21 protein-coding genes are annotated in these 24921 nt (G+C 73.0%); 7 read left to right on the top strand and 14 right to left on the bottom strand.

Annotated elements, in window-relative coordinates; translation table 11 throughout:
* Positions 1-2 precede the first annotated feature (2 nt).
* From C1A17_RS04820 to C1A17_RS04835, 4 genes are read right to left on the bottom strand one after another with little or no spacing between them, the layout of a single operon-like run.
* Entirely contained in the window at positions 3-863 is an 861-nt protein-coding gene (locus C1A17_RS04820) for a fumarylacetoacetate hydrolase family protein (protein WP_101651227.1), read from the bottom strand.
* Between the two features lie 25 nt (positions 864-888).
* Positions 889-2340: an adenosylhomocysteinase gene (gene ahcY / locus C1A17_RS04825; RefSeq protein ID WP_245873439.1), complete on the bottom strand. Its 1452-nt coding sequence runs from the start codon at positions 2338-2340 to the stop codon at positions 889-891.
* A gap of 34 nt (positions 2341-2374) precedes the next feature.
* Positions 2375-3814, bottom strand: a complete 1440-nt coding sequence (locus tag C1A17_RS04830) for a phosphohexomutase domain-containing protein (RefSeq protein ID WP_101651230.1) — start codon at positions 3812-3814, stop codon at positions 2375-2377.
* Entirely contained in the window at positions 3811-4131 is a 321-nt protein-coding gene (locus C1A17_RS04835; protein ID WP_245873441.1) for a DUF3499 family protein, read from the bottom strand. Before C1A17_RS04835 ends, C1A17_RS04830 begins: the two co-directional genes overlap by 4 nt.
* A 55-nt stretch (positions 4132-4186) precedes the next feature.
* Here C1A17_RS04835 and C1A17_RS04840 point away from each other — a divergent pair, with 55 nt between their 5' ends.
* Positions 4187-4582, top strand: coding sequence for a metallopeptidase family protein (locus C1A17_RS04840; protein ID WP_146000581.1), 396 nt, complete (start codon positions 4187-4189; stop codon positions 4580-4582).
* 10 nt (positions 4583-4592) lie between these two features.
* Here C1A17_RS04840 and C1A17_RS04845 read toward each other — a convergent pair whose 3' ends face one another.
* The 3 genes from C1A17_RS04845 to C1A17_RS04855 are packed head-to-tail and all read right to left on the bottom strand — an operon-like array spanning position 4593 to position 9495.
* A complete protein-coding gene (locus C1A17_RS04845; RefSeq protein ID WP_101651234.1) occupies positions 4593-6038 on the bottom strand; it encodes a DUF5719 family protein in 1446 nt (481 codons plus the stop codon).
* On the bottom strand, positions 6035-9106 hold the full coding sequence (locus tag C1A17_RS04850) for a hypothetical protein (protein ID WP_101651236.1): 3072 nt from the start codon (positions 9104-9106) through the stop codon (positions 6035-6037). The genes C1A17_RS04845 and C1A17_RS04850 overlap by 4 nt, the downstream gene beginning before the upstream one ends.
* Positions 9103-9495: a WhiB family transcriptional regulator gene (locus tag C1A17_RS04855; protein WP_281258673.1), complete on the bottom strand. Its 393-nt coding sequence runs from the start codon at positions 9493-9495 to the stop codon at positions 9103-9105. The genes C1A17_RS04850 and C1A17_RS04855 overlap by 4 nt, the downstream gene beginning before the upstream one ends.
* A 374-nt stretch (positions 9496-9869) precedes the next feature.
* On the opposite strand from C1A17_RS04855, the gene C1A17_RS04860 reads away from it, so the two are divergent.
* Genes C1A17_RS04860 through C1A17_RS04880 form a run of 5 tightly spaced genes read left to right on the top strand, consistent with a single transcriptional unit; the run spans position 9870 to position 13988 of the window.
* Positions 9870-10658 (top strand): 2-phospho-L-lactate transferase CofD family protein, encoded by a 789-nt coding sequence (locus C1A17_RS04860; RefSeq protein WP_101651238.1) that lies wholly within the window; start codon positions 9870-9872, stop codon positions 10656-10658.
* Positions 10655-11818, top strand: coding sequence for a coenzyme F420-0:L-glutamate ligase (cofE, locus tag C1A17_RS04865; protein ID WP_101651240.1), 1164 nt, complete (start codon positions 10655-10657; stop codon positions 11816-11818). The genes C1A17_RS04860 and cofE overlap by 4 nt, the downstream gene beginning before the upstream one ends.
* A gap of 7 nt (positions 11819-11825) precedes the next feature.
* Complete coding sequence (locus tag C1A17_RS04870; RefSeq protein WP_101651242.1) at positions 11826-12557, top strand: TIGR03089 family protein; 732 nt, start codon at positions 11826-11828, stop codon at positions 12555-12557.
* Positions 12545-13315, top strand: a complete 771-nt coding sequence (locus C1A17_RS04875) for a CoA transferase subunit A (RefSeq protein WP_101651244.1) — start codon at positions 12545-12547, stop codon at positions 13313-13315. Before C1A17_RS04870 ends, C1A17_RS04875 begins: the two co-directional genes overlap by 13 nt.
* A 1-nt stretch (position 13316) precedes the next feature.
* Positions 13317-13988 carry a 3-oxoacid CoA-transferase subunit B gene (locus C1A17_RS04880; RefSeq protein WP_101651246.1) on the top strand — a complete coding sequence of 224 codons (672 nt, stop codon included), beginning with the start codon at positions 13317-13319 and terminating at the stop codon, positions 13986-13988.
* Positions 13989-14128: 140 nt separating this feature from the next.
* On the opposite strand, the gene manA is transcribed toward C1A17_RS04880, so the two are convergent.
* The 6 genes from manA to C1A17_RS04910 all read right to left on the bottom strand — a co-directional run bounded on the left by manA (position 14129) and on the right by C1A17_RS04910 (position 22932).
* Positions 14129-15397, bottom strand: coding sequence for a mannose-6-phosphate isomerase, class I (gene manA, locus C1A17_RS04885; protein ID WP_101651248.1), 1269 nt, complete (start codon positions 15395-15397; stop codon positions 14129-14131).
* 224 nt (positions 15398-15621) lie between these two features.
* On the bottom strand, positions 15622-18297 hold the full coding sequence (locus C1A17_RS04890; protein WP_245873442.1) for an NlpC/P60 family protein: 2676 nt from the start codon (positions 18295-18297) through the stop codon (positions 15622-15624).
* A gap of 239 nt (positions 18298-18536) precedes the next feature.
* The gene (locus C1A17_RS04895; protein ID WP_101651250.1) at positions 18537-20033 is read right to left on the bottom strand and encodes an LCP family protein; all 1497 of its coding nucleotides are present in this window, start codon (positions 20031-20033) and stop codon (positions 18537-18539) included.
* A gap of 54 nt (positions 20034-20087) precedes the next feature.
* Entirely contained in the window at positions 20088-21236 is a 1149-nt protein-coding gene (locus tag C1A17_RS04900; RefSeq protein WP_101651252.1) for an acyl-CoA dehydrogenase family protein, read from the bottom strand.
* A 23-nt stretch (positions 21237-21259) separates the two neighbouring features.
* On the bottom strand, positions 21260-21775 hold the full coding sequence (gene purE, locus C1A17_RS04905) for a 5-(carboxyamino)imidazole ribonucleotide mutase (RefSeq protein ID WP_101651254.1): 516 nt from the start codon (positions 21773-21775) through the stop codon (positions 21260-21262).
* Positions 21772-22932, bottom strand: coding sequence for a 5-(carboxyamino)imidazole ribonucleotide synthase (locus tag C1A17_RS04910; RefSeq protein ID WP_101651256.1), 1161 nt, complete (start codon positions 22930-22932; stop codon positions 21772-21774). The genes purE and C1A17_RS04910 overlap by 4 nt, the downstream gene beginning before the upstream one ends.
* Before the next feature lie 302 nt (positions 22933-23234).
* On the opposite strand from C1A17_RS04910, the gene C1A17_RS04915 reads away from it, so the two are divergent.
* Positions 23235-23675: a GtrA family protein gene (locus C1A17_RS04915; protein ID WP_245873444.1), complete on the top strand. Its 441-nt coding sequence runs from the start codon at positions 23235-23237 to the stop codon at positions 23673-23675.
* A gap of 93 nt (positions 23676-23768) precedes the next feature.
* Here C1A17_RS04915 and C1A17_RS04920 read toward each other — a convergent pair whose 3' ends face one another.
* A complete protein-coding gene (locus C1A17_RS04920; RefSeq protein ID WP_101651260.1) occupies positions 23769-24920 on the bottom strand; it encodes an alkaline phosphatase family protein in 1152 nt (383 codons plus the stop codon).
* Position 24921: the final 1 nt, after the last annotated feature.

The raw sequence follows: 24921 nt of genomic DNA on the forward strand, positions 1-24921 counted from the left end.
GCTCAGGCTCCCGCGAAGAGCTGGCGCTGGCGACCGAGCCCCTCGATCTCGACCTCGACGACGTCCCCGGACCGCAGGTAGGGGTACTCCCCCGACAGCGCGACCCCCTCCGGGGTGCCGGTGAGGACGACGTCGCCGGGCTCGAGCACGAGGTACTGCGAGAGGTGATGGATGATGGCCGGGACGTCGAAGATCATGTCGCTCGTCCGCGAGTCCTGGCGGGCCTCGCCGTTGACCCAGCTGCGGATCCGCAGATCGACGACGTCGATCTCGTCGGCGGACACGAGCACCGGCCCGAGCGGCGCGAATCCCGGCGCGCACTTGCCCTTCGACCACTGGCCCCCGGAGTGTGCCGTCTGGTGGTCCCGCTCCGACAGGTCGTTGCCGAGCACGTAGCCGGCCACGCAGGCGGCGGCGGACTCCCGGTCGGCGAGATAGGACGCGCGGGTGCCGATGACCACGCCGAGCTCGACCTCCCAGTCGACCTTCGTCGCGCCGGGCGGGATGAGCACGGTGTCGTCGGGCCCGGCGATGGTGTTCGGGGTCTTGAGGAAGAGGACCGGCTGCTCCGGGGGCGCCGCCCCGGTCTCCGCGGCGTGGGCGGCGTAGTTCATCCCGATGCACAGGAGGGCCTGCGGCTCGCTCACCGGTGACCCGATGCGGGCACCGGGGTCGAGCTCGTGCTCGGGCAGCTCCCCGGCGGCGCTCGCGGCGGCGAGCCGTCCCATGCCGCCGTCGGCGAAGAACCGCCGGTCGAAGCGCTCGGTCACCGCGGAGGCGTCGTACCACTGCACGGCGGTGCCGCGCGTGATGCCGACGAGCGGGATCTCCCGTCCGACCGGTCCGACCTGCATGAGCTGCATGGGTGTCTCCTTCCGCGGGCGAGCGTCAGTAGCGGTAGTGCTCGGGCTTGTACGGCCCGGCGACGTCGACGCCGATGTACTCCGCCTGCTCCTTGGTGAGCTCGGTGAGGTGCGCGCCGAGCGCCGGGAGGTGGAGGCGCGCGACCTTCTCGTCGAGGATCTTCGACAGCCGGTGCACGCCGGGCCGGTAGTCGTCGTGGTTCGTGAAGAGCTCGAGCTGCGCCATGACCTGGTTGGTGAAGGAGGCACTCATGACGAACGAGGGGTGACCGGTCGCGTTGCCGAGGTTGAGCAGCCGACCCTGGGACAGCACGATGAAGGAGGTCTCCGTGCGGTCGAGGCCGAGCTCGGCCGGGACGGGGATGGTCCACTCGTGGACCTGCGGCTTGATCTCGACGATCTCGACGCCGGGGGCCGATTCGAGACCGGCGAGGTCGATCTCGTCGTCGAAGTGGCCGACGTTGCCGATGATCGCTCCCGGCTTGAGGCGGGTGAGGAGGTCGGTGTCGACGACGCGGGTGTTCCCCGTCGTCGTGATGACGAAGTCCGCCTGACCGATCGCCTGCTGGGCGTCGACGACCTCGTAGCCGTCCATCGCGGCCTGGAGCGCGCAGATCGGATCGATCTCGACGATCTGCACCCGTGCGCCCTGGCCGCGGAGCGCCTCGGCGCTGCCCTTGCCGACGTCCCCGTAGCCGACGACGAGCGCGACCTTGCCGCCGATGAGCGCATCGGTGGCGCGGTTGATGCCGTCGGGCAGCGAGTGGCGGATGCCGTATCGGTTGTCGAACTTCGACTTCGTCACCGAGTCGTTGACGTTGATGGCGGGGAATGGCAGGCGGCCGGCCTCGGCGAGCCGGTAGAGCCGGTTGACGCCGGTCGTCGTCTCCTCGCTCACGCCGAGCAGCCCGTCGCGGATCCGGGTCAGGCGCCCGGAGTCCTCGGCGAGGGATTCGCGCAGCCGGGCGGCGAACACGCGCGCCTCGGCCGAGGCGTTCTCGCCGGGCTCGGGGACGCCGCCGGCCTGCTCGGCCTCGGCGCCCTCCATGACGAGCATCGTCGCGTCGCCGCCGTCGTCGAGGATGAGGTTCGCGCCCTCGGGGAAGCGGAAGATCTGGTCGGTGCACCACCAGTACTCCTCGAGCGTCTCGCCCTTCCAGGCGAACACGGGGACACCGGCGGGCTCCTCGACGGTGCCCGCGCCGACGACGACCGCGGCGGCGGCCTCGTCCTGGGTGGAGAAGATGTTGCACGAGGCCCAGCGGACGTCTGCACCGAGAGCGGTGAGCGTCTCGATGAGCACGGCCGTCTGCACCGTCATGTGGAGCGAGCCGGCGATCCGGGCGCCGCGCAGCGGCTGCTGCGCGCCGTACTCCTCGCGGAGGCTCATGAGTCCGGGCATCTCGCGTTCGGCGAGGCGGATCTGGTGGCGGCCTGCGGCGGCGAGGCTGATGTCGGCGATGCGGTGTTCGAGCACGAGTGTCCTAACGTCCGTGGGGTGTGCCACCAGTCTAGGGGCGATCCGTGCCCCTCACGAGTGCGAGGACGTCCGCGGTGAGCTCGGCGGTGCGGCCCGGGTCCGGGGTCTCGCAGTTGAACCGGACGAGCGGCTCGGTGTTCGAGGACCGGACGTTGCACCAGAAGTCCGCACCGGTGAGCGTGACCCCGTCGAGCTCGTCGACCTCGCCGGGACCGAACGCGCCGGCGCGGGCGGCGTCGCGGAACCGGGCGAGCGCGGCGGCCGGGTCGTCGACCGCGGAGTTGATCTCCCCGGATCCCGCATAGGGGTCGAGGTCGGCGAGCAGGGCGCTGAGCGTGCCGCCGCTCGCGGCGAGCGCGGCGATGACGTGGCAGGCGGCGAGCATGCCGCTGTCCGCGCCGTAGAAGTCGCGGAAGTAGAAGTGGGCGGAGTGCTCGCAGGCGAACACCGCGGAGTGCTCGCTCATCAGCCGTTTGATCCCGGAGTGCCCCACCGGGGTGCGGACCGGGACGCCGCCGGCGGCGACGATCTGCTCGGGCACCGCGCGCGAGGTGATGAGGTTGTGGAGCACGACCGGCGCGTCCTCCCCCGCTGCCCGGGCGCGGGCGATCTCGCGCCGGGCGACGAGGGCGCCGATCGCCGAGGCCGAGGTCGCCCGCCCGGTCTCGTCGATGACGAAGCAGCGGTCGGCGTCGCCGTCGAAGGCGAGGCCGAGATCGGCGCCGGTGGCGAGGACCTCGCGCCGGACGTCGACGAGGTTCGCCGGATCGAGCGGGTTGGCGGGGTGGTGCGGGAAGGTCCCGTCGAGCTCGGTGTACATGCCGCGCACGTCGAGCGGCAACGGAGCGGACGCGACTGCGGTGCCGAACACCTCGGGCAGGAGCTTGCCGGCCATCCCGCTGCCGCAGTCGGCGACGACGGAGAGGCGGCGCGGGAGGTCGAGGAGGCCGGTCTGCTCGCGGATCGCCTGCGCGTACCCGGCGGCGACGCGGGCGGCCGCGGCGGTGTCCGGGGCGGGCCCGGCCGGTGCGGGCACGGGTTCGGCGGGGGCGCGGACGGCCGCCTCGGCGATGTCCGCGAGACCCGTCGTGCGCGAGATGCCCGCGGCGCGGGGGCCGCACACCTTGACGCCGTTCCAGCCGCTCGGATTGTGGCTCGCGGTGACCATGAGCCCGGGCAGGCCGGTGCGCCCGGAGGCGAAATAGAGCTGATCGGTCGAGCACAGTCCGAGCAGCGTGGGCGTCGACCCCGCCGCGCTCACCCCGCGGGCGAGCGCCTGGGCGAAGCGGAGGGAGTCGGGGCGCATGTCCGCGCCGATGACGATGCCCTCGGCGGCGTGGAGCGCCGCCATCGTGCGCGCGGTGCCCCAGCCGAGGGCGAACAGCAGGTCGTCGTCGAGGTCGTCTCCGACCCGCCCGCGGAGGTCGTAGGCCTTGAGCGCGCGTGCGAGCCGGGAGGAGCGGTCGCTCATTCCTCGGGGTCCCCGACCACCCGCAGGTGACCATGGGTGCGCGCGTCGGCCGGGGGCGCGGCGGCGGGCTTGGGACGTGCGGCCTCGCGGACGGCGTCGGCGATCGCGAGGAGATCATCGCGGCTGCGCTCCGGCGGCTCCTCACCGGTGCCTAGCCGGATGAGCTGCCATCCCTGCGGTGCGGTGAGCCGCTCGGCGTGGCGGCGGCAGAGGTCGTGGGCTCCGGGCTCGGCGCGCATCGCGAGCGGACCGATGACGACGCAGGCGTCGGCGTGGACGTACGTCAGCGTCCACGCGGCGCTGCTCGCGCAGTTCATCTTGGAACACAGTCTCACTCCGGGCACACCACGGGAGTCTAATACAATCGGCCCCATGTCCCGCTCCCCGTCACGCGACCGGCACGGCCGCGGAATGCGCCGGGAGCTGTTCTCCGCGCCGGTGCCCGCCGCCCGCACCCGGGCCGCCGATTTCGACCGGCTCGCCGCGCGCATCATGGAACGCGTGCGCAGCAGGGCGGCCGGTGAGCTCGACGCGGTGGTCCTCGCCGTCGACCGGGTCCCGCCGGCCACCGGCGAGGTCGAGCTCGGCCGCGTGTTCCCCGCCACGCCCGCCCGACCGGCGACGATCGTCGTCTACCGACTGCCGATCTCCTCTCGCTGCACCGAGCGCTCGGAGCTCGTCGATCTGCTCGGCCGGATCATCGGCGAGCAGGGCGGACTCCTGTGCGGGCGCTCCGCCTCCGAGCTCTGGCCGGGCGCAGGCGACTGAGCACCCGGCGTCAGGAGCCGATGCGGATGTCGCGGTAGCCGATCCCCGAGGGGGCCGACGGGACGACGAGGGCGCCGATGCCCGCTTCCCCGGACGCCATCGCGGCGCCGCGCACTGCGGTGCCGTCGGGGGTGTCGATGTGGAGCGCCATGACGTCCTCGCCGAACAGCGCATCGGGGGTGATGACGCTCGTGCGGTCGGGCGACAGGTCGACGGTCCGCGCCTCGGTGCTCGTCCCGTCCTCGCGCAGTCCACTGACCGTGAGCGTGCCGTCGGCCGCGCCGAGCACGACGCTCGTCTCCGGACCGCGCGGCAGCACGAGGAGCTGGCCGGCCCGCAGCGGTTCCACGGCGGGCACCTCCGCGAAGTCGCCGTCGGCGGGGAGCCGGGCACCCGCATGGACGGGGTCCTCCCCGGTGACGCGGACGACGCCGGCGGGCACATCGCCGAGCGGGACCTCGACGACGCCCCGGGCGGGGATCGCCGCGGAGCTCTCCGCGATGTCGACGGGCCCGTCGTGGCCGAGGTGCTCGATGCGCACCGTGGTCGCCGTGTCCCCCGGGTTGACGACGCGGAGAGCTGCGCTGCCGGCGGCGGCGAGCGGCACCTCGGCCTCGGTGGCCGCCGGGGCGGTCGGGGCCCCGTACTCGATCCCGAGGGAGGTCAGGCCGTCGCGCTCGATCTGCTGGAGCACGCTCGTCATGAGTCCGTCGGCGGCGCTGAGCTCGATCCCGAGGACCGGTTCGTCCGGTGCGAGGGCGCCGAGCAGCACGGCGCGCTGCTCGCCCGGCTGGAGACCGATCGTGTCCTCTCCCGCGGCGGTCACCGGTCCGTGCGCCCCGACGAGGCCGATGCGCACGGTGATCGGCGCCTGGGAGGGATTGCCGATGAGCAGCCGCACATCCGAACCGGGCCCGCCCGAGGCGGCGGTGAACACCGCTCTCGTCGTCGGCCGGACGCAGCTGAGCACCGCGAGCCCGGCGTAGTCCCCGTCCGGCGCCGCGACGGTCTGGCCGGCGGAGACGAGCGCGGGGCTCTCGTCCTCCGCGAGGCCGGTGACCCGCACCGGTGCCTCCGCCCGGTCGTCGCCGCTGACGAAGCCGGGCGAGGCGCCGACGGTGAAGTTCTCGGCGCCGTCGAGGGAGGCCGAGCTCAGGCCGGCGGCCCGGCGGGTCCCGTCGGGAGCGGAGATCGGTGCGGTGGCCGCCTGCACGGTGGCCGGGGGTGCGGGATCGGTGGAGAACTCGGCATCGGTGCCGGCCGCCTCCTCGGCGGTCTGCCAGGGTCCGGGGCACACGGACACGGTGTCGGAGGCGGGGAGGCGGATCTGGTCCGCGCCGCGCTCGACCGAACCGCCGGCGAGCGGCGCGAGGAATCCGGTGGTCGCGATGAGGACCCCGGGCACCGCGATCCCGGCGAAGGTGACGAGCGAGCGGAGATTGCGGCGGTCGATCATGCGTCGTCCTCGGTGTCGGCGGTTCCTCCGGCGGGGGCGGCGGCACGGGCGCGGCCGCGGCCGTCGGCCGTCCGACCCGGGGTCACCGCGCGGCTGCCGGCGGTGCGCACCCGGGTGTCGGAGCGGCCGAAGGGCAGGGCGGTGAGCACGGCGAGGGCGAGCACCGCGGCGCCGACGATGACGAGCGCGGTGTGGCCGGCCGTGCGGTCCTCGAGCGTGCCCGACCCGCCGGCGGCCGGCACGGCGTAGGAGGTGCGCCAGTCCGATCCGGGAGCGGGCTCGAGCGCCCCGCCGTCGAGGCGGGCGGAGGTGAGACCGGTGCGCTCGGCGAGGACGAGGGTGCGGCCCTCCGCACCGGCCGGGACGGTGAAGGCCCCGTCGCGGACCTCGACGGCCTCGACCGTGCCGTCCGGGGAGTGGAGGGAGGCGAAGGAGATCGGCGCCCCGTCGGGCTCGACCTGCCACAGCCGCCCCTGCGCGGAGTCGCCGAGCCGGGTGAGACCGGTCGACACCGCGAGGTCGCGGCCGAGCGACTCGTCCGCCGAGGCGCTGACGACGACGAAGCCGACCCCGAGGCTGCGCAGAGCGGGTCGCGCATCGGAGCCGTCCCCGGCCGTGAGGCTGCCGATCGCAGTGGCGAGCGCGGTGTCAGCGTCGTCGAGCGCGGCGGGACGGCGGTCGAACGGCCCGCCGGTGATCCGGGAGGCGTGGTGGAGGGCGGAGTCGGTGAGGACCGTCCCGGTGCCGGCGCCGGCGAGGGTGCCGTACAGCTGGCCGTCCCGGGTGTCGAGGACGAGGGTGCGCTGACCGAGCGGTCCGGTGGCGCGCTCGGTGGCGAAGGCGGGGAGCACCGGGTCGGCGGCGCGTCCGACGGCGAGTCCGCCGAGCAGCCCCTGGGCGGTGAAGACGCCGAGGACGAGGAGCGCGCTCGCGGGCACGAGCACCCGCAGGGTCACCGAGCGCAGGCGCGAGGCGCGGTCGGGGTCCGCCGGCCACAGGGCGCCCGCGGTGAGGCCGACGGCGCCGAGGCCCATGAGGACGAGCGAGTCGCCGGTGAACGAGGCGACGAGGCGGTCGGGAGTGAGGCCGGCCTCGAGGGCGGACTGGACGATCCCGCCGGCGAGGCCCGCGCAGTAGAGCGCGGTCGAGGCGAGGAGGAGGCCGAGCGAGTTCCGCACCCGGGTGAGCGCGAGCGCCCCGGCGACGAGGAGCGGGAGCATGAGTACCAGGAGGATCCACGGCGTCAGCCCGTCGGGGAGGAGCCGGTCGAGCAGCGCCGACTCCGGGCGGGAGGGGTATCCGAGCGCGAGCTGGTAGCTCACCGGCGTCGCATAGTCGAGGGCGCGGCCCGGATTCGCGAGGAGGACGTCGAGGTGGCGCAGAGCGCCCGGCAGCCACGGGAGGAGCAGCCCGAGGGTGGGCAGCACGGTCCATACGAGGCCGGGCCGGCGGAGCACGCCGAGGAGGACGAGCAGTCCGAGGAGCACGGGAGCGATGAGGAAGGGGCTGCCGGCGAGGACGACGGCGATCGCGAGTCCCGCACCGGCCGCGGCGGTCGCCCGTCGCAGGCGGACCGCGCGCTCGAGGGCCCAGCACGCGACCGGCGCGCACAGCCAGGCGAGGACCGTGCCGAACCGCCCCTCGAGCAGGGACACGAGGAGGGCCGGGGAGCACGCCCAGATGAGCGCGAGGACGCCGCGGATGCCCGCCGGCGGGGCGATCCGGCCCGCGCACAGGTACATGATGAGCGCGGACCCCGGCATCGCCGCGAACCACAGGACGCGGAGCAGCAGGTCGAGGTCGCCGAGGACGAGCAGGGACGCCAGTCCGAGCACGGTGAGCACGGGGTCGGCCGCATGCCCTTCGCCGAGCCCCACCCGGTCCACCGGGGTGAGGATCCGATCGAGCACGGCCGCGGGGCCGACGTCGACGCGCGGCAGCGCCCCGCCCACGAGCGCGCCGGGACCGACGAGCGAATGGAGCATGAGGCCCGAGGCGAGGAGGGTGGCGACGAGCACCGCGGTCAGCGGGTGGAGGAGCAGGCTGCGCCGTCCGGTGACCTCGAGGCGGGAGAAGCGGGCGACCTCGCCGCGGGTCTCGAGGCCTCCGCCGGTCCGCTCGTTCTCCGGGGCCGGCCGGTCGTCCTCGTCCCGGAGCTCGCGCCGGGCGATGTCGAGAGCGTGGCGGGTCGCATACATCACCGCCGAGGCGTCGCGCCCCGAGCGGGTGCGGCGCAGCCGGGCGGTCGCGCGGGAGTCCGCCGGGAGCGCCGCGAGCGCGCGGAGCGACCACAGGGCGCGGCGGGGGGCGTTGGCGAGGAGGTACCCGAGGGCGGCGAGCAGGGCGAGGCCGCCGAGCCGGAGCAGCGTCCAGGTGGCCTGCGTGCGCGGGGCGAGTGCGAGCCGGTACCGGTGCTCGTCGCGCAGCGCCTGCGCGCTGACGAGCGGGCGGGCCGAGGAGCGATAGGGGTGTGCCGCGGGCACGTGGACCGCGGCCGCGGGGACGAGTTCGACCCGCCGGCCGGCGGCGCGGATCCGGCGGCAGTACTCGATGCCCCGGTAGGCCGGGGCGAGCGCCGGGGAGGGGACCCCGATCGACCGGACGACCTCGGCGGGCACGAGGAGGCCGGGGACGTCGACGGCGAGGACGTCCTGGCGGCGGTCGTACTGGCCGGCATCGGTCTCCCCAGGGGCCACGGGATTGACCCGCAGACCCTCGGGGGTGGTGGTGACCCCGGCGGAGACGAGGGTCTGCCGACCGGGCTCACCGGTGGTCAGCGTCGGACCGACGGCCCCGAGCGACTCCGCGGAGTTGAGCGCCTCGATGAGGCGCGGCAGGGATTCGGGCCCCGGTCGCGCACCCGGGGTGAGGAACCAGACGTACTGCGCGCGGGCGAGGACGGGGGCGTCGGCCGCCTCGGCGTGCGTGCTGACCCCGGGCCGCGAACCGTCGGCCGACAGGGCGAGGAAGCCGCTGACATCGGCGAACTCCCGGCGCAGGGAGGCGAGCCACTCCGGCTCGACGGGTCCGTCGTCGAGATCGACGACGACGGTGACGGCAAAGCTCACACCACCTGCTTCTTCAGCCGGCGGCGCTCCCTTTCCGACAGTCCGCCCCAGATCCCGAATCGCTCGTCGTTCTCGAGCGCGTACTCGAGGCACTGCGTGCGCACCTCGCACGAGGCGCAGACCTTCTTCGCCTCGCGGGTCGAGCCGCCCTTCTCCGGGAAGAACGCCTCCGGATCGGTCTGGGCGCACAGCGCCTGGTCCTGCCACGAGAGGACGCCGTCCTCGACGTCGCCGAACAGCACCGACAGCGAGGACACCGCTGCCTGGGACTCGGAGTGCGTGGGCACGGGGCGCAGATCGGTGGGATCGAGCGAGAGCGGGTCCGGGACGAACGACGGCGCGGGCCGGGTCGGGTCGACGAACCAGTCCTCGGCGGTGCGCTCGGTCACCGACGGATAGTGCGGTGCCCGCCATTCCTCTGCATGGTGTCGCGCTTCTGTCACGAGTCCTCCCCTGACGTCGTTTCCCGGTCCGGACGGGCGGATGATGCCCGTCGTCGACCGCTTTCCCCTACAGGAATTACACGCGTGTCATTCCCGATTCGTCAACCCCGCGAGTGCTATGGACGGGCCCTGCGGTCTCGCTATTCGAACAGGCGTTCCCCGGCGGCGCGGAGTGATCCACTAGATGTGGGGTCGCGGCGCCATCGCAACCACAACCTGTGGTGAATCGATCGCATCGTCAACTTTCTCGGGTGATTCCCGCCGCACTGCGGCCGGTGGGCCCGCGGGCGCGGACGGCGAAATCCTGCGACGATGGGACCATGCGAATCACCGTCCTGCCGATCACCGACACGTCCATCGACATCGTCGCCGACGTGCTCGCCTTCTCCGCCGACCGCCCCGACGACCGCCTCACCGTCATCGCCTCGACATTCACCGACGTCACGGTCCACGGCCTCCGCTTCACCCCCGACATCGACGCCTGTCTGCTCCCCCCGGGCACGGCGCAGCCCGGTGGCGCGGTCGAGGAGCTCGCGGCCTATCACGTCGATGCGGAGTGGTTCCCGATGACGGAGGCGAGCCTCGCCGCCGCGGTCCTCCGCACCCGACTGCTCGCCCTCGGCTATCCGATGTCCCAGGTGGTGCAGGCGATGGCGAGCCGGTTCTCCCCGGGGTTCACGCTCCTGCCGGCGTCCGACGACTCCGTCGAGACGCTCGTCGTCGTCGAGCGCGAGGGCCAGGAGGAGGCGTGGCCGGCGCGCCGCTTCCGGGCGGTCCCCCCGCAGCCGGTGACCCGCGTCGTGCGCACCGGGCTCGACAGGGCCACTGCCGCCCCCGGGGTGCTCCGCGCGCTGCGGCAGACCGATGCGATCATCGTCCGCGCCGACGAGTACGCCGCACTCGACACCGTGCCCTTCCTCGAGCTCCCCGGAGTGCTCGACGCCCTCACCGGCACCCGGGCGACGGTGCTCGTGTCCGGCGGGGAGCATCTGCCCGACGACCTCCGCACCCGGCTCGGCGGCCGCCCGATCACCGGCGGCGTCGCCGAGGCGCTCGCGACGGTGGGCCCCGCGGCTCCGGCGGGCACCTCGGTCTGGGACCGGCCGTGAACCGGGAGGCCGGCCGGCCGGCGCCCTCGCGCCTCCTCACCGCCTACGCGGTGTCCGGGATCGAGCGGATCTCGCCGGGCAGCGACCTGTGCGCGACGCTGTGCGCCGCGATCGACCGCAACCGGATCGAGATCAAGGACGGCGACGTGCTCGTCGTCGCCTCGAAGGTCGTCGCGAAGGCCGAGGGCCGGCTGCGCGAGGCCGCCGATCGCCGGGCCTTCGAATCCCTCGTCGACGCCGCGACGGTGCGCCCGGTGGCCGCTCGGAGCTTCACCGCCGCGGACGGCCCCGCCGTCGTCACGGTGGCCCGCACCGCCGCCGGCACGGTGCAGGCCGCGGCCGGGCTCGACCGGTCGAACGCCGAGGGCGCCGTCGTGCTCCACCCGGCGGATCCCGACGCCTCTGCCGCCGCGCTGCGCCGCGGGTTCGAGAAGTGGTTCGGGGTCGCGCTCGCGGTCATCGTGTCCGACTCGACTTCGCGGCCGTGGCGGCGCGGGGTGTTCGACTTCGCACTCGGCTCCGCCGGACTCGCCGGCCTCGACTCCCAGCGGGGCGAGCCCGACGACTCCGGCCGGGTCCAGCTCGTCACCGAGCGGGCGGTCGCCGACGAGATCGCCGCGGCCGCCGACCTCGTCAAGGGTGCGGCCCGCGGACTTCCCCTCGCCGTGGTCCGCGGGGTCGGCGATCTGCTCGCCGATTCCGCCCCGGGCGCCCGTACGCTCAACCGCCCCGAGTCCGAGGACTGGTTCCGCACCGGGCACGTCGAAGCCGTGCACGCCGCGCTCGACGCCGCGGGCCTCGCCCATCCCCCGGCCTCGGCCTCGGGGGACGACGACGTGCTCACCCGGGTCTCGCGTGCGCTCGCCGCGGCCCGCGGACGGACCGGCCGGACGCCGGGTCAGGACCACTGGCGGCTCCGCGTCGACGGCGCGGGCTCGCGGATCCTCGTCCAGCGCAGCGGTGCGCAGATCCCGCCGGAGGAGGACGGCCATCCGCTCGTCGAGTCCGCGATCGGCCTCGGCGCCCTCGTCGAGCGCCTCCACACCACCCTCCACGCGGAGGGGCTGCGCGCCCGCGTCCGCTACGACTGGGCCGCCGACGGCGCGCCGCGCGGCGCCGCGCTCGCCATCGAACTCGAACTCGCACCCGACCGAGAGTAGGACCCCCGTGCACGATCTCGTCTCCGTCCTGTCCGCCCGTTCCGAGCCCGTCCTCGTGTCGCTGTCCGAGGACGGCGAGCGCCTCGAGCTCACCGGTGCGGTCCTCGCCAACTGGGTGTACAAGTCCGCCGGGCTCCTCGCGGAGCTCGAGCTCGGGCCCGACCGCGCGCTCGGCGTCGTGTGCCCGCCGCCGGGCGCCCTCCACTGGCGGGCCCTCGCCGCGATGATCGCCGCCTGGTCCCTCGGCTCCCCCGTCCACCTCCTCGTGCCGGGTTCGCCGGAGCCCGCGATGCCCTGGGTCGGACTGCGACCGGAGGCCTGTCCGGACGGCGACGCCGCGGAGGCAGTGGACGACGGCTCCGCCGAGGAGGTGCTCGTCTTCGCGACGGCGGCGCTCGCGCTGCGCTCGGAGGCCGGCCCGGGCTGCATCGACTTCATCTCCGCCGTGCGCGCCCATCCGGACGTCGCCGCGCTCGCTCCGCGCACCGCCTTCGAGCTCGTCGACACCGACGGACGGGCCGCCCCGGTGGTCATGCGCGATCCGGACGCGGACCTGCCGGCACCGGGGTCCCGGATCGTCCTCGCCGGGCTGCCCGTTGCGGCCGAGGTGCCCGCGCTGCTCGCCGCTCTGCGCACCGGCTCCCTCGTGCTCACCGACATCGTCGACCCGGAGCGCCGCGGTGCACGGGCCGGGTCCGAGGGTGCGATCCATGGCACAATCGGGGCATGGACAAAGTAGTTGCATCGGCCGCCGAGGCAGTCGCGGACATCCCGTCCGGCGCGCAGGTCGCGGTGGGCGGATTCGGACTCGTCGGGGTGCCGCAGGTCCTCATCGCAGCGCTGCGGGAGGCGGGCACCGGTGATCTCGAGGTCATCTCGAACAATGCCGGCGCCGGGGACTTCGGCCTCGGCATGCTGCTCAACACCAAGCAGATCCGCCGGATGATCGCCTCGTACGTCGGGGAGAGCAAGGAGTTCGCCCGTCAGTACCTCGAGGGCGAGCTCGAGGTCGAGCTCACCCCGCAGGGCACCCTGGCGGAGAAGCTCCGCGCCGGCGGTGCCGGGATCCCCGCGTTCTACACCATCACCGGCTCCGGCACCCAGGTCGCCGAGGGCGGGATGCCGTGGAAGTACGCCTCCGACGGCTCGGTCGAGATCGAGTCCCCGCCCAAGGACACGCGCGTGTTCGACACCTTCGGCGAGGAGAAGACCTACGTCCTCGAGGAGTCCCTCGCGCCGGACTTCGCGCTCGTCCGCGCGGCCGTGGGCGACCGGCACGGCAATCTCGTGTTCCACCGCTCGGCCCGGAACTTCAACCCGGCGGCCGCCCAGTCGGCCCGGATCACCATCGCCGAGGTCGAGAAGCTCGTCGAGCCCGGGGAGATCGACCCCGACGACATCCACCTGCCCGGCGTGTTCGTCCACCGCGTGGTCGAGCTCACCGCGGAGCAGGCCGTGGACAAGACCATCGAGAAGCGCACCGTGAGGGAGGCCTGAGATGGCACTGACCCGCAACCAGATGGCCGCGCGTGCGGCCGCCGAGCTCGCCGACGGCTCCTACGTCAACCTCGGTATCGGCCTGCCCACGCTCGTCCCGAACCACGTTCCCGACGGCGTGCACCTCGTGCTCCAGTCGGAGAACGGGATCCTCGGCGTCGGCCCCTATCCCACCGACGATGAGGTCGACGCCGACCTCATCAACGCCGGGAAGGAGACGGTGACCGTGCTGCCCGGCGCGAGCTTCTTCGACTCCGCGACGAGCTTCGGGATGATCCGCGGCGGGAAGATCGACGCCGCGATCCTCGGCGCGATGCAGGTCGCCTCGAACGGCGACATCGCGAACTGGATGATCCCGGGCAAGATGGTCAAGGGCATGGGCGGGGCGATGGACCTCGTCCACGGCGCCCGGAAGGTCATCGTCGTCATGGAGCACGTCGCCCGCGACGGCTCCCCCAAGCTCCTCGCGACCTGCCTGCTGCCGCTCACCGGCAAGGGCGTGGTCGAGCGGATCGTCACCGACCTCGCGGTCCTCGACGTCACCGAGGAGGGGTTCCGCCTCGTCGAGCGCGCACCGGGGGTCACGGTCGAGGAGATCGTCGAGAAGACCGGCGCCCCGCTCGAGGTCGAGGGGGACATCCCGGAGATGAGCATCCCGGCCGGGGTGGAGTGAGCAGCACCGGCGTGGAGTGAGCAGAGCCTCAGACGAGCGAGCGGCACCGGTGATCCGGTGCCGCTCTCTCATGCCTCGCTCCGGGTCCTGCGCCCCGGTTCAGATCCGCCGTGCGGCGAGAAGCACCGCGCGGGCCGCGTTCACCGCCGCCCTCCCGCGCCCGCCGCCCCGGCGCTCGGCCGGGCGGCCGTCGCGTCCTCGGCGCCGGTGGGCAGACCGGTGGTCGCGATGAACAGCGCGCCGTCCCCGCTCACGTGCGGGAGCGGCTCGTCGGCGCCGACGAAGACGGCGTCCCCGGAGGAGAGCTCGGCAGCCTCCTCCCCGCTGCGGACGGCGAAGCCGCCGGCGGTGCAGAGGAGGATCGCCGCGCCGCTGCGCACGATCGGCCGGTCGACCGCGGAATCGATCCGCTGGAGAGCGAAGTCGTCCGTCGCCCCGCGCACGACCCCGGCGGAATCCGGCTGCGCGCGCTGCGGGGCGACGGTGTCGTAGCGGACGACGACGTCGAGCTCGGAGAGGTCGATGTGCTTGTTCGTGAGACCGCCCCGGAGCACGTTGTCCGAGGAGGCCATGATCTCGACCCCGAGTCCGCCGAGGTAGGCATGGAGCACCCCGGCGTCGAGCGCGAGCGATTCGCCGGCGGCCAGGTGCAGCCGGCGGAGCATGACGGCGACGAGCGCACCGGGGTCGGCCGGGAAGTCGGCGACGACCTCGCGCAGCGTCACCAGCGGGTCGACCGCGGAGCCGGCGCACGAGGGATCGTCGGCCGGCACCTCGGGCACGGAGAGGGCGGCGAGGCGGTCGGCGAGCGGGCCGTAGTCCTCCCCCTGCCCGAGCACGAGGTCGGTCGCGGCGCGCAGCGCATTGGCCTCGTCCCCGTCGGCGAGCGCGGCGTCCCAGGCGTCGACGAGCGCGGTGTCACCGGCCGCGCAGACGGAGCGGAGACGGTCGAGGGTGGCACGGATCGCAGGGATCGGCCGGAACCCGCACAGGGCGTGGAACTCGCCGAGCGCGTGGATGAGCTCGGGCTTGTGCCACGAGTCGCGGTAGCTCCGGTGGGGCGCGTCGAGCGGCACCCCGGCCTCGTCCTCCCGGGCGAACCCGGCGATCGCCTGCTCGCGGGAGGGATGCGCCTGGATCGACAGCGCCGTGCGCGCGGAGAGGATCTTGAGGAGGAACGGCAGCCGTTCGCCGTAGGCCTCGACCGAGGCCGCGCCGAGCCGTTCGGCGGGGGCGCGGGCGATCCACTCCTGCAGGTCGGTGTCGGCGATCCGCGACGGGGCTCCCGGATGGGCGCCGATCCACAGCTCCGCCGCCGGTGTGCCGTCCGGGCGGAGACCGAGGATCTCCGGGATCCCCGTGGGGCTCCCCCAGTCGTAGTCGCGCACCGTGCTGCTGAGGACATGCATGCCGTCGTTCCCGTCTGTCTCGCCGTTGTCGATCGCCAGCCTAGGGCAGGTGCCGCGCAGAACCGAAAACCGTCGGCCCCCGCTCCCGGCCCCGTGACCACGCCCGGGCGTCGACACGGAAGTGCGCGGTCGTCGACCGCGAACGTGCCCAGGGCCGGGCCCCGTGAAACAGCAATTTCCGGAGGATTCGTTCTCAGAATCCTCCGGAAATTGCCGGTTCAGGTTCAGATCACGCGGACGAACACCGCGCCCCGCTTGAGCATCCAGTCGTAGCTGCGCTTGCTCGTGTTGGTGCGGGTCGACCCCGCGTCGTACATCTGGCCCTTGGTCTCGGACACGATCCCGAGGTGGCCGGGGATCCAGATGAGGTCGCCGGGCTTCGCCTTCGAGGCCGGGATCACTTCCCCTGCCGCCTTCTGCGCCCCGGAGGAGCGCGGCAGCTTGATCCCGTTCTGCGCGTAGACGTACTGCACGTAGCCCGAGCAGTCCCAGCCGGTGCGCGGCGAGGTCCCGCCCCACCGGTACTTCACGCCGAGGTGCTTCTTGGCCGTCTTGATGACCGCGTCGCGCTTCTCCTTGTCGAGCTGCTCGGCGCTCTTCTTGGGCTTCTCCTTCTTCGGCTCGTCCTTCTTGGACTCGTCCTTCTTGGGAGTCTCCTTCTTCGGAGCCTCCTTCTTGGGCTCCTCCTGCTTCGGAGTCTCCTTCTTCGGCTCCTCCGTCTTCGGCTGCTCACTCGGAGCCGGTGCCGGAGACGGAGTCTGCGAGGGTGCCGGCGACTGCTCGGTCTCCGGATCTGCTGAACCTTCCCCGGGTCCAGCAGGCCCGGAGCCGGGCTCCGCGGACTCGTCGTCCGCGGAGCCGGGCCGGGACGCGTTGAGATCGCGCGTCCCTCCGGAGATCTCGCCGCGCGGTGAGAACTCCGTCACCCCGTAGCCTTCGGCCCAGACCAGTCGGGCCCCTTCGTAGAGCTGCTCGCACCGGCCGTCGGAGCACTGCGGTGCGGACTTCGGGTAGCCGATGTGGCCGTTCTCGTAGCCCTTCTGGGCCCAGTAGCCCTGGAGCACGCCCCAGGTCGGCTGGGCGCCGGACTTCGACGACCAGTGCATCGAGCCGCCCTGGAACTTCTGGAACGCGCCGCCGCCCTTGAGGCCGCCCTGCTCCCCGGTGACGGGGAGGCCGAGCTTGGTGCGGGTGGCGCCGTTCCAGGCCGAGGCGATCGCGCCGGTGATGACGCGCGGGCCGGTGGCCTTCGACCACGTGATGTAGCCGCGCTCGTAGTTCTTGACCTTGCCGCCTGCGAGGTCCCATTCCTGCGAGGTGGGCTTGCCGAGGACCTTCTCCTTGCCCTCGTAGTGCGTGTCGATCGCGCTCTTCTTGGGCGCGGGCTTCGGGGTCTCCTTCTCGGGAGACGCCGGGGCCCCGCCCTGCTGGAGCTTCTCGATGTCCTTGCGCATGCTGCCGAACTTCGAGTAGAAGGCCGCTCCCGGGCACGAGGTGGAGCCGAGGTCGCGGTGTCCGACGACGGCCGGGATGCTCCGGCCGCCCACGGTGGCGCGGTCCTTGACGGACACGCCGCTGCCCGAGAGCTTCCACGCGATCGCGTGGTTGACGGCGTTGATCGCCGCCTGCGGCGGGGCCGACTTCCCGTAGGAGCCCATGACGGAGATGCCGAAGGTCCCGGTGTTGTAGCCGGCCACGTGGGCGCCGATCACCGCGCGGTCGATGCCGCCGGCGCGGCCCTCCCAGAGGCGGCCGTACTTGTCGACGAGGACGTTGTAGCCCACGTCGGACCAGCCGCGGCCCTTGGTGTGGAAGCTGTAGATGCCGCGCAGGATGCCGGGCACGTCGCCGGCGCTGTAGCTGTTCGAGCCGGCGGTGTGGTGGACGACGGCGGCGCGGACCTTGGGTGCGTAGGACGCCTTGCCCTTGCGCAGGCGCTCGTTGGCGCCCCACGACTTGCGCGAGCCGATCTTGGGCTGCGAGACCTTCTTCACCGCGACGGTCTGCGCGGTGGCCGAACCGGGCGCTGCGGTCGCGGGGACCGCGGCGGCCGGCTGCGCGGCGTAGCCCTCGGCTCCGGCGGCGGCGCCCTCGGCGGCCGCCTCGTCCGATGCCTCGGCGCCCGGTGCCGGTGCGGCGACCGGGGCGTTCTGCTCGACGGCCTGCTGGTCGGCGGCGGAGTGCTTGGGGTCGATGACGAGCAGGCGCGCGTCGTCGGGAGCGGCGTCGCCGAGCACACGCATCTGCACCTCGCTCGCGCCGCTCACGACGAACGGCTCGGTGCCGGGGGTGCCCTCGCCGACGACGTCCTCCTCGAGCTCGTCCCAGGCGGACCAGCCCTCGCCGGTCCGGATGCGGACCTCGATGGTGACCTCGGTCTCGGTGTCGTAGGTGACGCCGACGACGGAGGACCGGGACTCGGGCACCTCGAGGACGTCGGAGATCGCGGCGATGTTCACGCCGTCCTCGGTCTTCTCGCGGACGCCGCCGGACATGTCCGGGGTCTCCGTGGGTGCCGGGGAGGTCTCCTCGGTCGGCGCGGGGGCCGCTCCGCTCGGGGTGCTCGACTCCGATTCCTGCAGCGAGACCGGCGAGATCGCCGTGCTGCCGGAGCCGAAGGTACCGAGCGGGGCCATGCCGAGCGCGTTCACGGCGCTCGGGGACCGCAGGAGGTTCGGCAGGTTGGTCGTGCTCGAGTTGGTGACCTGTGTGGTGACGGGCGACGACTCGCGCGCACCGGGCGCATCGAGACCGTCCTCGCTCACCTCGGTGAGCGCGTGTTCGTCGATGGTCGGTGTGACGGTGGCGGATCCTGCGGCAGCGGCGGGGACGGTCAACCCGAGGGTCGAGACCATCACCGCGGATGCGCACGATGCCACGATGGGCAGTGCAATTCTCATCGTTTCAGCCTTTTCGAGGAAGTCAGGGAAGAGAGGCTTCACGAGATGAACTCGTCATTGGAAGGATGACGAATCAGCTCAACATCTCAGAATTGTTACACACTTTTCGGCGTGTCGGACTGGATTTTTCGACGTCGAGCGGAGTTACACGGATGTCGTTCCGCGAGATCTCGCGGCGACACGCGGCTGAAAGTTTTTCGAGGAATCCGGGAGGAAACCTCAAGAATGCCGCGAAATCCTCACGGCACGTAACAGATGGCCCGGTCCTTCTCCTCGCCCTCGCCCTCGGCCGGGGCGGCCGCGGCGGCGACCTCCGGCACGGCTCCGGCGGCGGCTCCGGCACCTGCCGGGGCGGCGCCGGCGGCGAGCACGCTCGGCCCGTCCGGGGAGGCGGCGCGCGCCTCGGCGGGTTCGAGCGCACTCTGCACGATCGCGTGCACGGCGTCGAAATCCGGGTCGGAGGGGACGACCTCGGGCGGGGTGAGATTCACCGAGCGGATGTCCTGCGACTTCGTTTTGAGCGCTAGGTCGACGAACCGGTCGACCTGGATCTGCGGGATGTCGGTGGACACGACGTCGGGGGCGGCCCCGGCGATCGCCTGATAGCGGGTGAGCACGGTGGCCGGATCGAGCTGGGCGATCATCGCCTCCTGGACGCAGCGCTGGCGGACCATGCGCTCGTAGTCGCTCGCGAACTCGCGCGAGCGGGCGTACCAGAGGGCGTGGAAGCCGTCGAGATGGAGCTCCCCCGGCTCGATCCACCCGCGCACCGGGCCGTGCTCCCCCGTCGTCTTGTCGACCGGGGAGGAGATCGGGACCCGCTTGCCCGACACGAGGGAGATCCCGCCCATCGCGTCGATGAGGCTCTCGAACCCGGTGAGGTCGATCATCGCGTAGTAGTGGACCTCGACCCCGGTGACCCCGCTGATCGCGTCCTTCATCGCCTGCGCGCCCGCCGGCGCCCGGCCGTCGAAGCTCTCCGCGTTCTCCTCGCCGAGCTGGTAGACGGCATTGAGCAGGCACTCGTCGCCGCACGCGTAGCCGTGCGGGTACTCGGCACGGAGCGGGGAGTCCTCGGCGAAGGGGACGTTCTGCATGTTGCGGGGCAGTCCGATGATCACCGACTCCCCCGTCCGCGCATCGATCGACACGAGCGAGATGCTGTCGGGCCGGATCCCCTGCCGCCCCTTGCCCGCATCGGTGCCGAGCAGGGCGATGTTGAAGCGGCCGTCGGTGGGCCGCTGGCCGAGCCCGCCGGCGAAGATCTCGCTGATGAGCTGGCGCTGGCTGTTGAGCGTCGCGGTGCCCCACGCCAGTCCGCCGCCGACGACGAGCACGCTCACCAGCCCGGCGGACAGGACGCCCAGCCGGGTCCGCGGGGACAGCCCGACCGGTCGGATCCGGCGCACGGTGTCGACGAGGGCGACGATCCATACGACGCCGAGGACGATCGCCCACAGGGTGAGGACCGTGAGGATGACCGGGTTCGTCGCCACGGTGAGGATGAGCTGCCGCCGCACGAGGGCGGCGAGGCCGAGGAGGAGGACGAGCGCGAGCGTGGCGAGCGAGAGCCCGAGGGCGAACCGGCCGAAGCGCCGCACCCCGAACAGCGACTGCACGCTGCCGGGCAGGAGCACCGTGCACACGAGCAGGATCCAGCCCCGGACGTCGCGGGTGTCCTGGTCCGCGTACTGGGGGAAGCGGATCGGATCGGTGTACTTCGGGATGCGGGGCATGCTCACCTGTCGGATCTCGTCGGCGCGGGCGCGGTCTCTCCCGGGGAGAGCGGCTCAGGCGAGGAGCTTGCGCCCCATGACGAGGCGCTGCACCTGGTTCGTGCCCTCGTAGATCTGGGTGATCTTCGCGTCGCGCATCATCCGCTCGACCGGGTGGTCCTGCACGTATCCCGCACCTCCGAGGAGCTGCACCGCGTCGGTGGTGATCTCCATCGCGACGTCGGAGGCGAAGGCCTTCGCGGCCGCACCGAAGAACCCGAGGTCGGGATCGCTGCGCTCGCTCTTCGCGGCGGCGGTGTAGGTCAGCTGGCGGGCGGCCTCGAGCTTCATCCCCATGTCGGCGACCATGAACTGGATCGCCTGGAAGTCGGCGATCGACTTGCCGAACTGCTTGCGCTCCTTGATGTAGCCGATCGCGTAGTCGAGCGCGCCCTGGGCGATGCCGACGGCCTGCGCGGCGATCGTCACCCGGGTGTGGTCGAGGGTGGCGAGCGCGATCTTGAGGCCGGCGCCGACCTCGCCGACGATCCGGTCGCCGGGGATCCGGCAGTTCTCGAAGAACAGCTCCCGGGTGGGGCTGCCCTTGATCCCGAGCTTGCGCTCCTTCTCGCCGAAGGAGAAGCCCTCGTCGGACTTCTCGACGACGAACGCGGAGATGTTGCGGCCGCGCGGCCCGTCCGGATCGGTCACCGCCATGACGGTGTAGAACTCGCTCTCCCCGGCGTTGGTGATCCAGGTCTTGACCCCGTTGAGCACCCAGTCGTCCCCGTCGCGCACCGCGCGGGTCCGCATGCCCGCGGTGTCGGAGCCGGCCTCCCGCTCGGACAGGCCGTAGGAGAAGCCGCACTCCCCCGAGGCCACCCGCGGGAAGTACTTCTGCTTGATCTCCTCGCTGCCGCCGAGCTGCACCGGCATCGAGCCGAGCTTGTTCACCGCGGGGATGAGGGAGGACGAGGCGCAGCCGCGGGCGACCTCCTCGATGACGATCGCGGTCGCGAGCGCGTCCGCGCCGACCCCGCCGTACTCCTCGGGGATGTGCGGGGCGAAGAAGTCGGTGGCGACGAGCGCATCGTGCGCCTCGCGCGGATAGCGCGCCTCGGCGTCGACCTCGGCGGCGAACGGGGCGATCCGGTCGTCGACCACGGAGCGGACTGCGCGGCGCAGCTCCTCGTGGTCCTCGCTGAGCTGGTAGAGATCGAACATGCTGCTCCTTCGCACGGGTAGTGTCAGTTTTGCCGGCGCCGGTCCGCGAGGGCGCGGCCCTTCGCTTCGGCGACGGCACGGAGGTTCTCACGATAGTCGTCGAGGGCCGCGCGGATGCGCTGCGCCTCGGGATCCCGGCCGGTTCCCAGGATTCTCGCCGCCAGCAGTCCGGCGTTCTTCGCCCCGCCGATCGACACCGTGGCCACGGGCACCCCGCCGGGCATCTGGACGATCGACAGCAGGGAGTCCATGCCGTCGAGGTGGGCGAGCGGCACGGGCACGCCGATGACCGGCAGGGAGGTCACCGAGGCGATCATACCGGGCAGGTGCGCCGCTCCCCCGGCTCCGGCGATGACGACCGCGAGTCCGCGGTCGGCGGCCGAAGCGCCCCATTCGATCATGTCGTGGGGCATGCGGTGGGCGGACACGACCTCCGCCGAGCACGGGATCCCGAGCTCGTCGAGGACCTCGGCGGCGGCGGCCATGGTGGGCCAGTCGGAGTCGGATCCCATGACGATGCCGACGACAGGGGTGATCATGCTGTGTCCTCGCGATCGGGGTGCGGGTTCGTGTCGGTGCCGGCGATGAAGTCCGCGGCGTGCCGGGCCCGGGCGAGAACGGAGTCCGCGTTGTCGCCGGAGACGTTGACGTGGCCGAGCTTGCGGCCGGGGCGCACGGACTTGCCGTACATGTGGACCTTGGCCTGCGGGTCGTGGGCGAGCACGTGGAAATAGGCCCGGTAGAGATCCTCCTGGTCCGCGCCGAGCACGTTGACCATCGCGGTGGCCGCGGTGCGCGCGCTCGGATCGCCGAGCGGCAGGTCGAGCACCGCCCGCAGATGCTGCTCGAACTGCGAGGTCACCGAGCCGTCCTGCGTCCAGTGACCGGTGTTGTGCGGTCGCATCGCGAGCTCGTTGACGCGGTACCCGTCCGGGGTCTCGAACATCTCCATCGCCATGACGCCGGTGACGCCGAGGGCGCCGGCGACGGTGAGGACGTCGGCGGTGATGCGCCGGGCGAGCTCCGGGTCGAGGCCCGGCGCGGGCGCCACGGCCTCCTTGCACACGCCGTCCTGCTGGTAGGTCGCGACGACCGGCCACACCGCGGTCTGCCCCATCGGCGAGCGCGCGACCATGACGGCGAGCTCACGGCTGAAGTCGACCTTCTCCTCGGCGAGCAGCGCGGGATGCGCGGCGAGCCACTCCTCGGCCTCGGCGCCGCTGCTGACGACGCGCACGCCGTGGCCGTCGTAGCCGCCCCGCGGGGTCTTGAGGACGACGGGGAATCCCACCTCGGCGCCGAACCGGTCGAGGTCGGCCGGGGAGGTGATCTCGGCCCACCGGGGGTTGGGCAGTCCGAGCGTATCCATCCGGCGCCGCATGACGATTTTGTCCTGGGCGTGGATGAGGGCGTCGGGGCCGGGGTGGACCGCGTGCCCGGCCGCCTGGAGCGCTCGGAGGTGCTCGGGCGGCACGTGCTCGTGGTCGAAGGTGATGACGTCGACCTCGGCGGCGAACGCCTCGAGCGCGGCGAGGTCGGTGTGGTCGCCGACGGTGACGCGGCCGGCGACCTGGGCTGCGGACGAGTCGGCGGACTCGGCGAGGACATGGAAGCCGACGCCGAGCGCCTCTGCTGCGGGGGCCATCATGCGGGCCAGCTGGCCGCCGCCGATGACGCCGATCACGGGAAAACTCACCTCTCCACTCTACCGAGTCCGACCCCGCCCGTCCGCCGCGCACCGCCCGGCGCGCCGCCGCGGCCCGCGGAGGTCCCGGTCGGTGCCCGTGGGAGCTCCCGGCGGGCACCCGCGCCGCCCGCACCGCACGCGGAACCGGCCGGGTGCCGGGTCCGGCGCCCACCGGGATGTCTCGGCATTCGCCCAGGTGCGGTCCGGTACCGTGGAGCGGGGACTTCACCCGCGGTGCCGCCCGGCGCCGCCGGTCGCCCCATCACTGACGGACGACGGACGGGCGAGGCATGCGACTGCGCAAGGAAGCCGTGCGTGTCGCCAAGTTCTCCCTCGTCGGCGGCATCGCCTTCGTCATCGACTTCACGCTGTTCAACGTGCTCCGGCTCGAGGCCGTGGGGATCGGCCCGCTGTGGGCCAAGGTCATCTCCGTCACCGCCGCGACCACGGTGAGCTGGCTCGGCTCGCGGTACTGGACCTTCAAGGACGGGCGGAACCGCTCCGCTGGCCGCGAGGCGCTGTGGTTCTTCCTCGTCAACGCCGGCGGGCTGCTCATCGCGATGGCGTGCCTGTGGTTCTCCCACTACGTCCTCGGATTCCGCTCCGCTCTCGCCGACAACATCTCCGCCAACGTCATCGGGGTCGGGCTCGGCAACATCTTCCGCTACCTCATGTACCGCACGGTGATCTACCGGGTGACCCCGCGCAGGCCGGCGCAGCGCCGTGAGGTGCTCTCCTTCGAGGAGGACTGAGCACTCGCCTCCGAGCAGGGCCGAGCGCCCCGTCCGCGGCGAGGCCGACCCGTCCGAGGAGAGCCGAGCGCTCTCCTCCGAGGCGTACCGGGCTCAGCCGCGCAGCCGCAGGAGCGGGATGTCGAGCTCGCGCTCGGTGATCCCGCCGTGATGTCCCACGAGCGCGAGCGCGGCCGGGGAGTCGTGGGCGGAGTCGACGATCCCGAACCCGTCGTCGCACACGACGAGGAGATCCCCGATCCGCTCCCGGTTGGCCGAGCGCACCGGCCCGAAGAACCCCTGGGCGATCGCGTCGCCCCGGGTGAGGACGAGCGCTCGGTCCCCCACCGCGCTGCGATAGGCCGCGCACACCTCGTCCTGCGCGCCGGGTTCGGTGTAGAGGTGCACCGCCCGCGGCTCGCCGCCCACCGCGCGGACTCCGGAGCGCAGGTCGGGCTCGTCGGCGAGGTCGATGCGGGCGCCGTGCGGCACGTCGACCATGCCGTGGTCGGCGGTGACGAGGAGTTCGACGTCGGGCGGCAGCGCGGAGGCGAGCTCGGAGAGCTGCCCGTCGAGGTGCTCGAGCTCCTCGAGCCACTCCCACGAGTCGACCCCGTGGACGTGCCCGGTCCGGTCGAGGGCACCCCAGTAGAGGTAGACGAGGCGCCGGCCGGGCCGGCGCACCTCCTCGCGGGCATGGGCGATGCGCTCGGCCAGCGTCTGCGAGCCGCGGAAGCGTCCGCCGCGGAGCGAGGCCTGGTTGAGCCCGCGGCCGGCGAACTTGGGCTCCCCCAGGCTGACGACGTCGACCTCGGCCGCGGCGAGCCGCTCGAACAGCGTCGCGTCGGGCACCCAGGCCTCCGGGTCGACCTCGGGGTCCCAGGTGAGCTGGTTGAAGACGACGTCGCGCGACGGGTCGAGCAGCCGGTACCCCATGACCCCGTGCGCCCCGGGGAGCATGCCGGTGCCGAGCGAGGACAGCGAGTTCGCGGTGGTCGAGGGGAATCCCGCGCTCAGCGTCCCGGCACCGGACAGCAGCCCGCGGAGGAACGGCGCGTGGGCCGCGCGGTCGCGCAGCAGACGGGACCCCATCCCGTCGATGAGCACGACGACGGCGACCCGCGCCTCGGTGTCGAGGCCGAGGCGCGCGGCCCGGGAGCGCGCGCCGTCGTCGAGGATCCCGCCCGCCCCGAGCGCGATCGCGGCCGCGGGGACGAGGTCGGAGAGCAGCGCGGCGGAGGCGTAGTCGGGAGGCGCCGTGCGCATG

The organism is Brevibacterium ihuae, from assembly GCF_900184225.1.
In the GTDB taxonomy this organism is placed as follows: domain Bacteria; phylum Actinomycetota; class Actinomycetes; order Actinomycetales; family Brevibacteriaceae; genus Brevibacterium; species Brevibacterium ihuae.

Bases quoted from the DNA above. Each gene is read 5' to 3' on its own strand.
- C1A17_RS04900 (WP_101651252.1), bottom strand. From the start codon at position 21,236: ATGTTCGATCTCTACCAGCTCAGCGAGGACCACGAGGAGCTGCGCCGC.
- C1A17_RS04845 (WP_101651234.1), bottom strand. From the start codon at position 6,038: ATGATCGACCGCCGCAATCTCCGCTCGCTCGTCACCTTCGCCGGGATC.
- purE (WP_101651254.1), bottom strand. From the start codon at position 21,775: ATGATCACCCCTGTCGTCGGCATCGTCATGGGATCCGACTCCGACTGG.
- C1A17_RS04890 (WP_245873442.1), bottom strand. From the start codon at position 18,297: ATGAGAATTGCACTGCCCATCGTGGCATCGTGCGCATCCGCGGTGATG.
- C1A17_RS04835 (WP_245873441.1), bottom strand. From the start codon at position 4,131: ATGAACTGCGCGAGCAGCGCCGCGTGGACGCTGACGTACGTCCACGCC.
- C1A17_RS04830 (WP_101651230.1), bottom strand. From the start codon at position 3,814: ATGAGCGACCGCTCCTCCCGGCTCGCACGCGCGCTCAAGGCCTACGAC.
- C1A17_RS04895 (WP_101651250.1), bottom strand. From the start codon at position 20,033: ATGCCCCGCATCCCGAAGTACACCGATCCGATCCGCTTCCCCCAGTAC.
- C1A17_RS04920 (WP_101651260.1), bottom strand. From the start codon at position 24,920: ATGCGCACGGCGCCTCCCGACTACGCCTCCGCCGCGCTGCTCTCCGAC.
- C1A17_RS04820 (WP_101651227.1), bottom strand. From the start codon at position 863: ATGCAGCTCATGCAGGTCGGACCGGTCGGACGGGAGATCCCGCTCGTC.
- C1A17_RS04880 (WP_101651246.1), top strand. From the start codon at position 13,317: ATGGCACTGACCCGCAACCAGATGGCCGCGCGTGCGGCCGCCGAGCTC.
- C1A17_RS04860 (WP_101651238.1), top strand. From the start codon at position 9,870: ATGCGAATCACCGTCCTGCCGATCACCGACACGTCCATCGACATCGTC.
- C1A17_RS04840 (WP_146000581.1), top strand. From the start codon at position 4,187: ATGTCCCGCTCCCCGTCACGCGACCGGCACGGCCGCGGAATGCGCCGG.
- C1A17_RS04875 (WP_101651244.1), top strand. From the start codon at position 12,545: ATGGACAAAGTAGTTGCATCGGCCGCCGAGGCAGTCGCGGACATCCCG.
- manA (WP_101651248.1), bottom strand. From the start codon at position 15,397: ATGCATGTCCTCAGCAGCACGGTGCGCGACTACGACTGGGGGAGCCCC.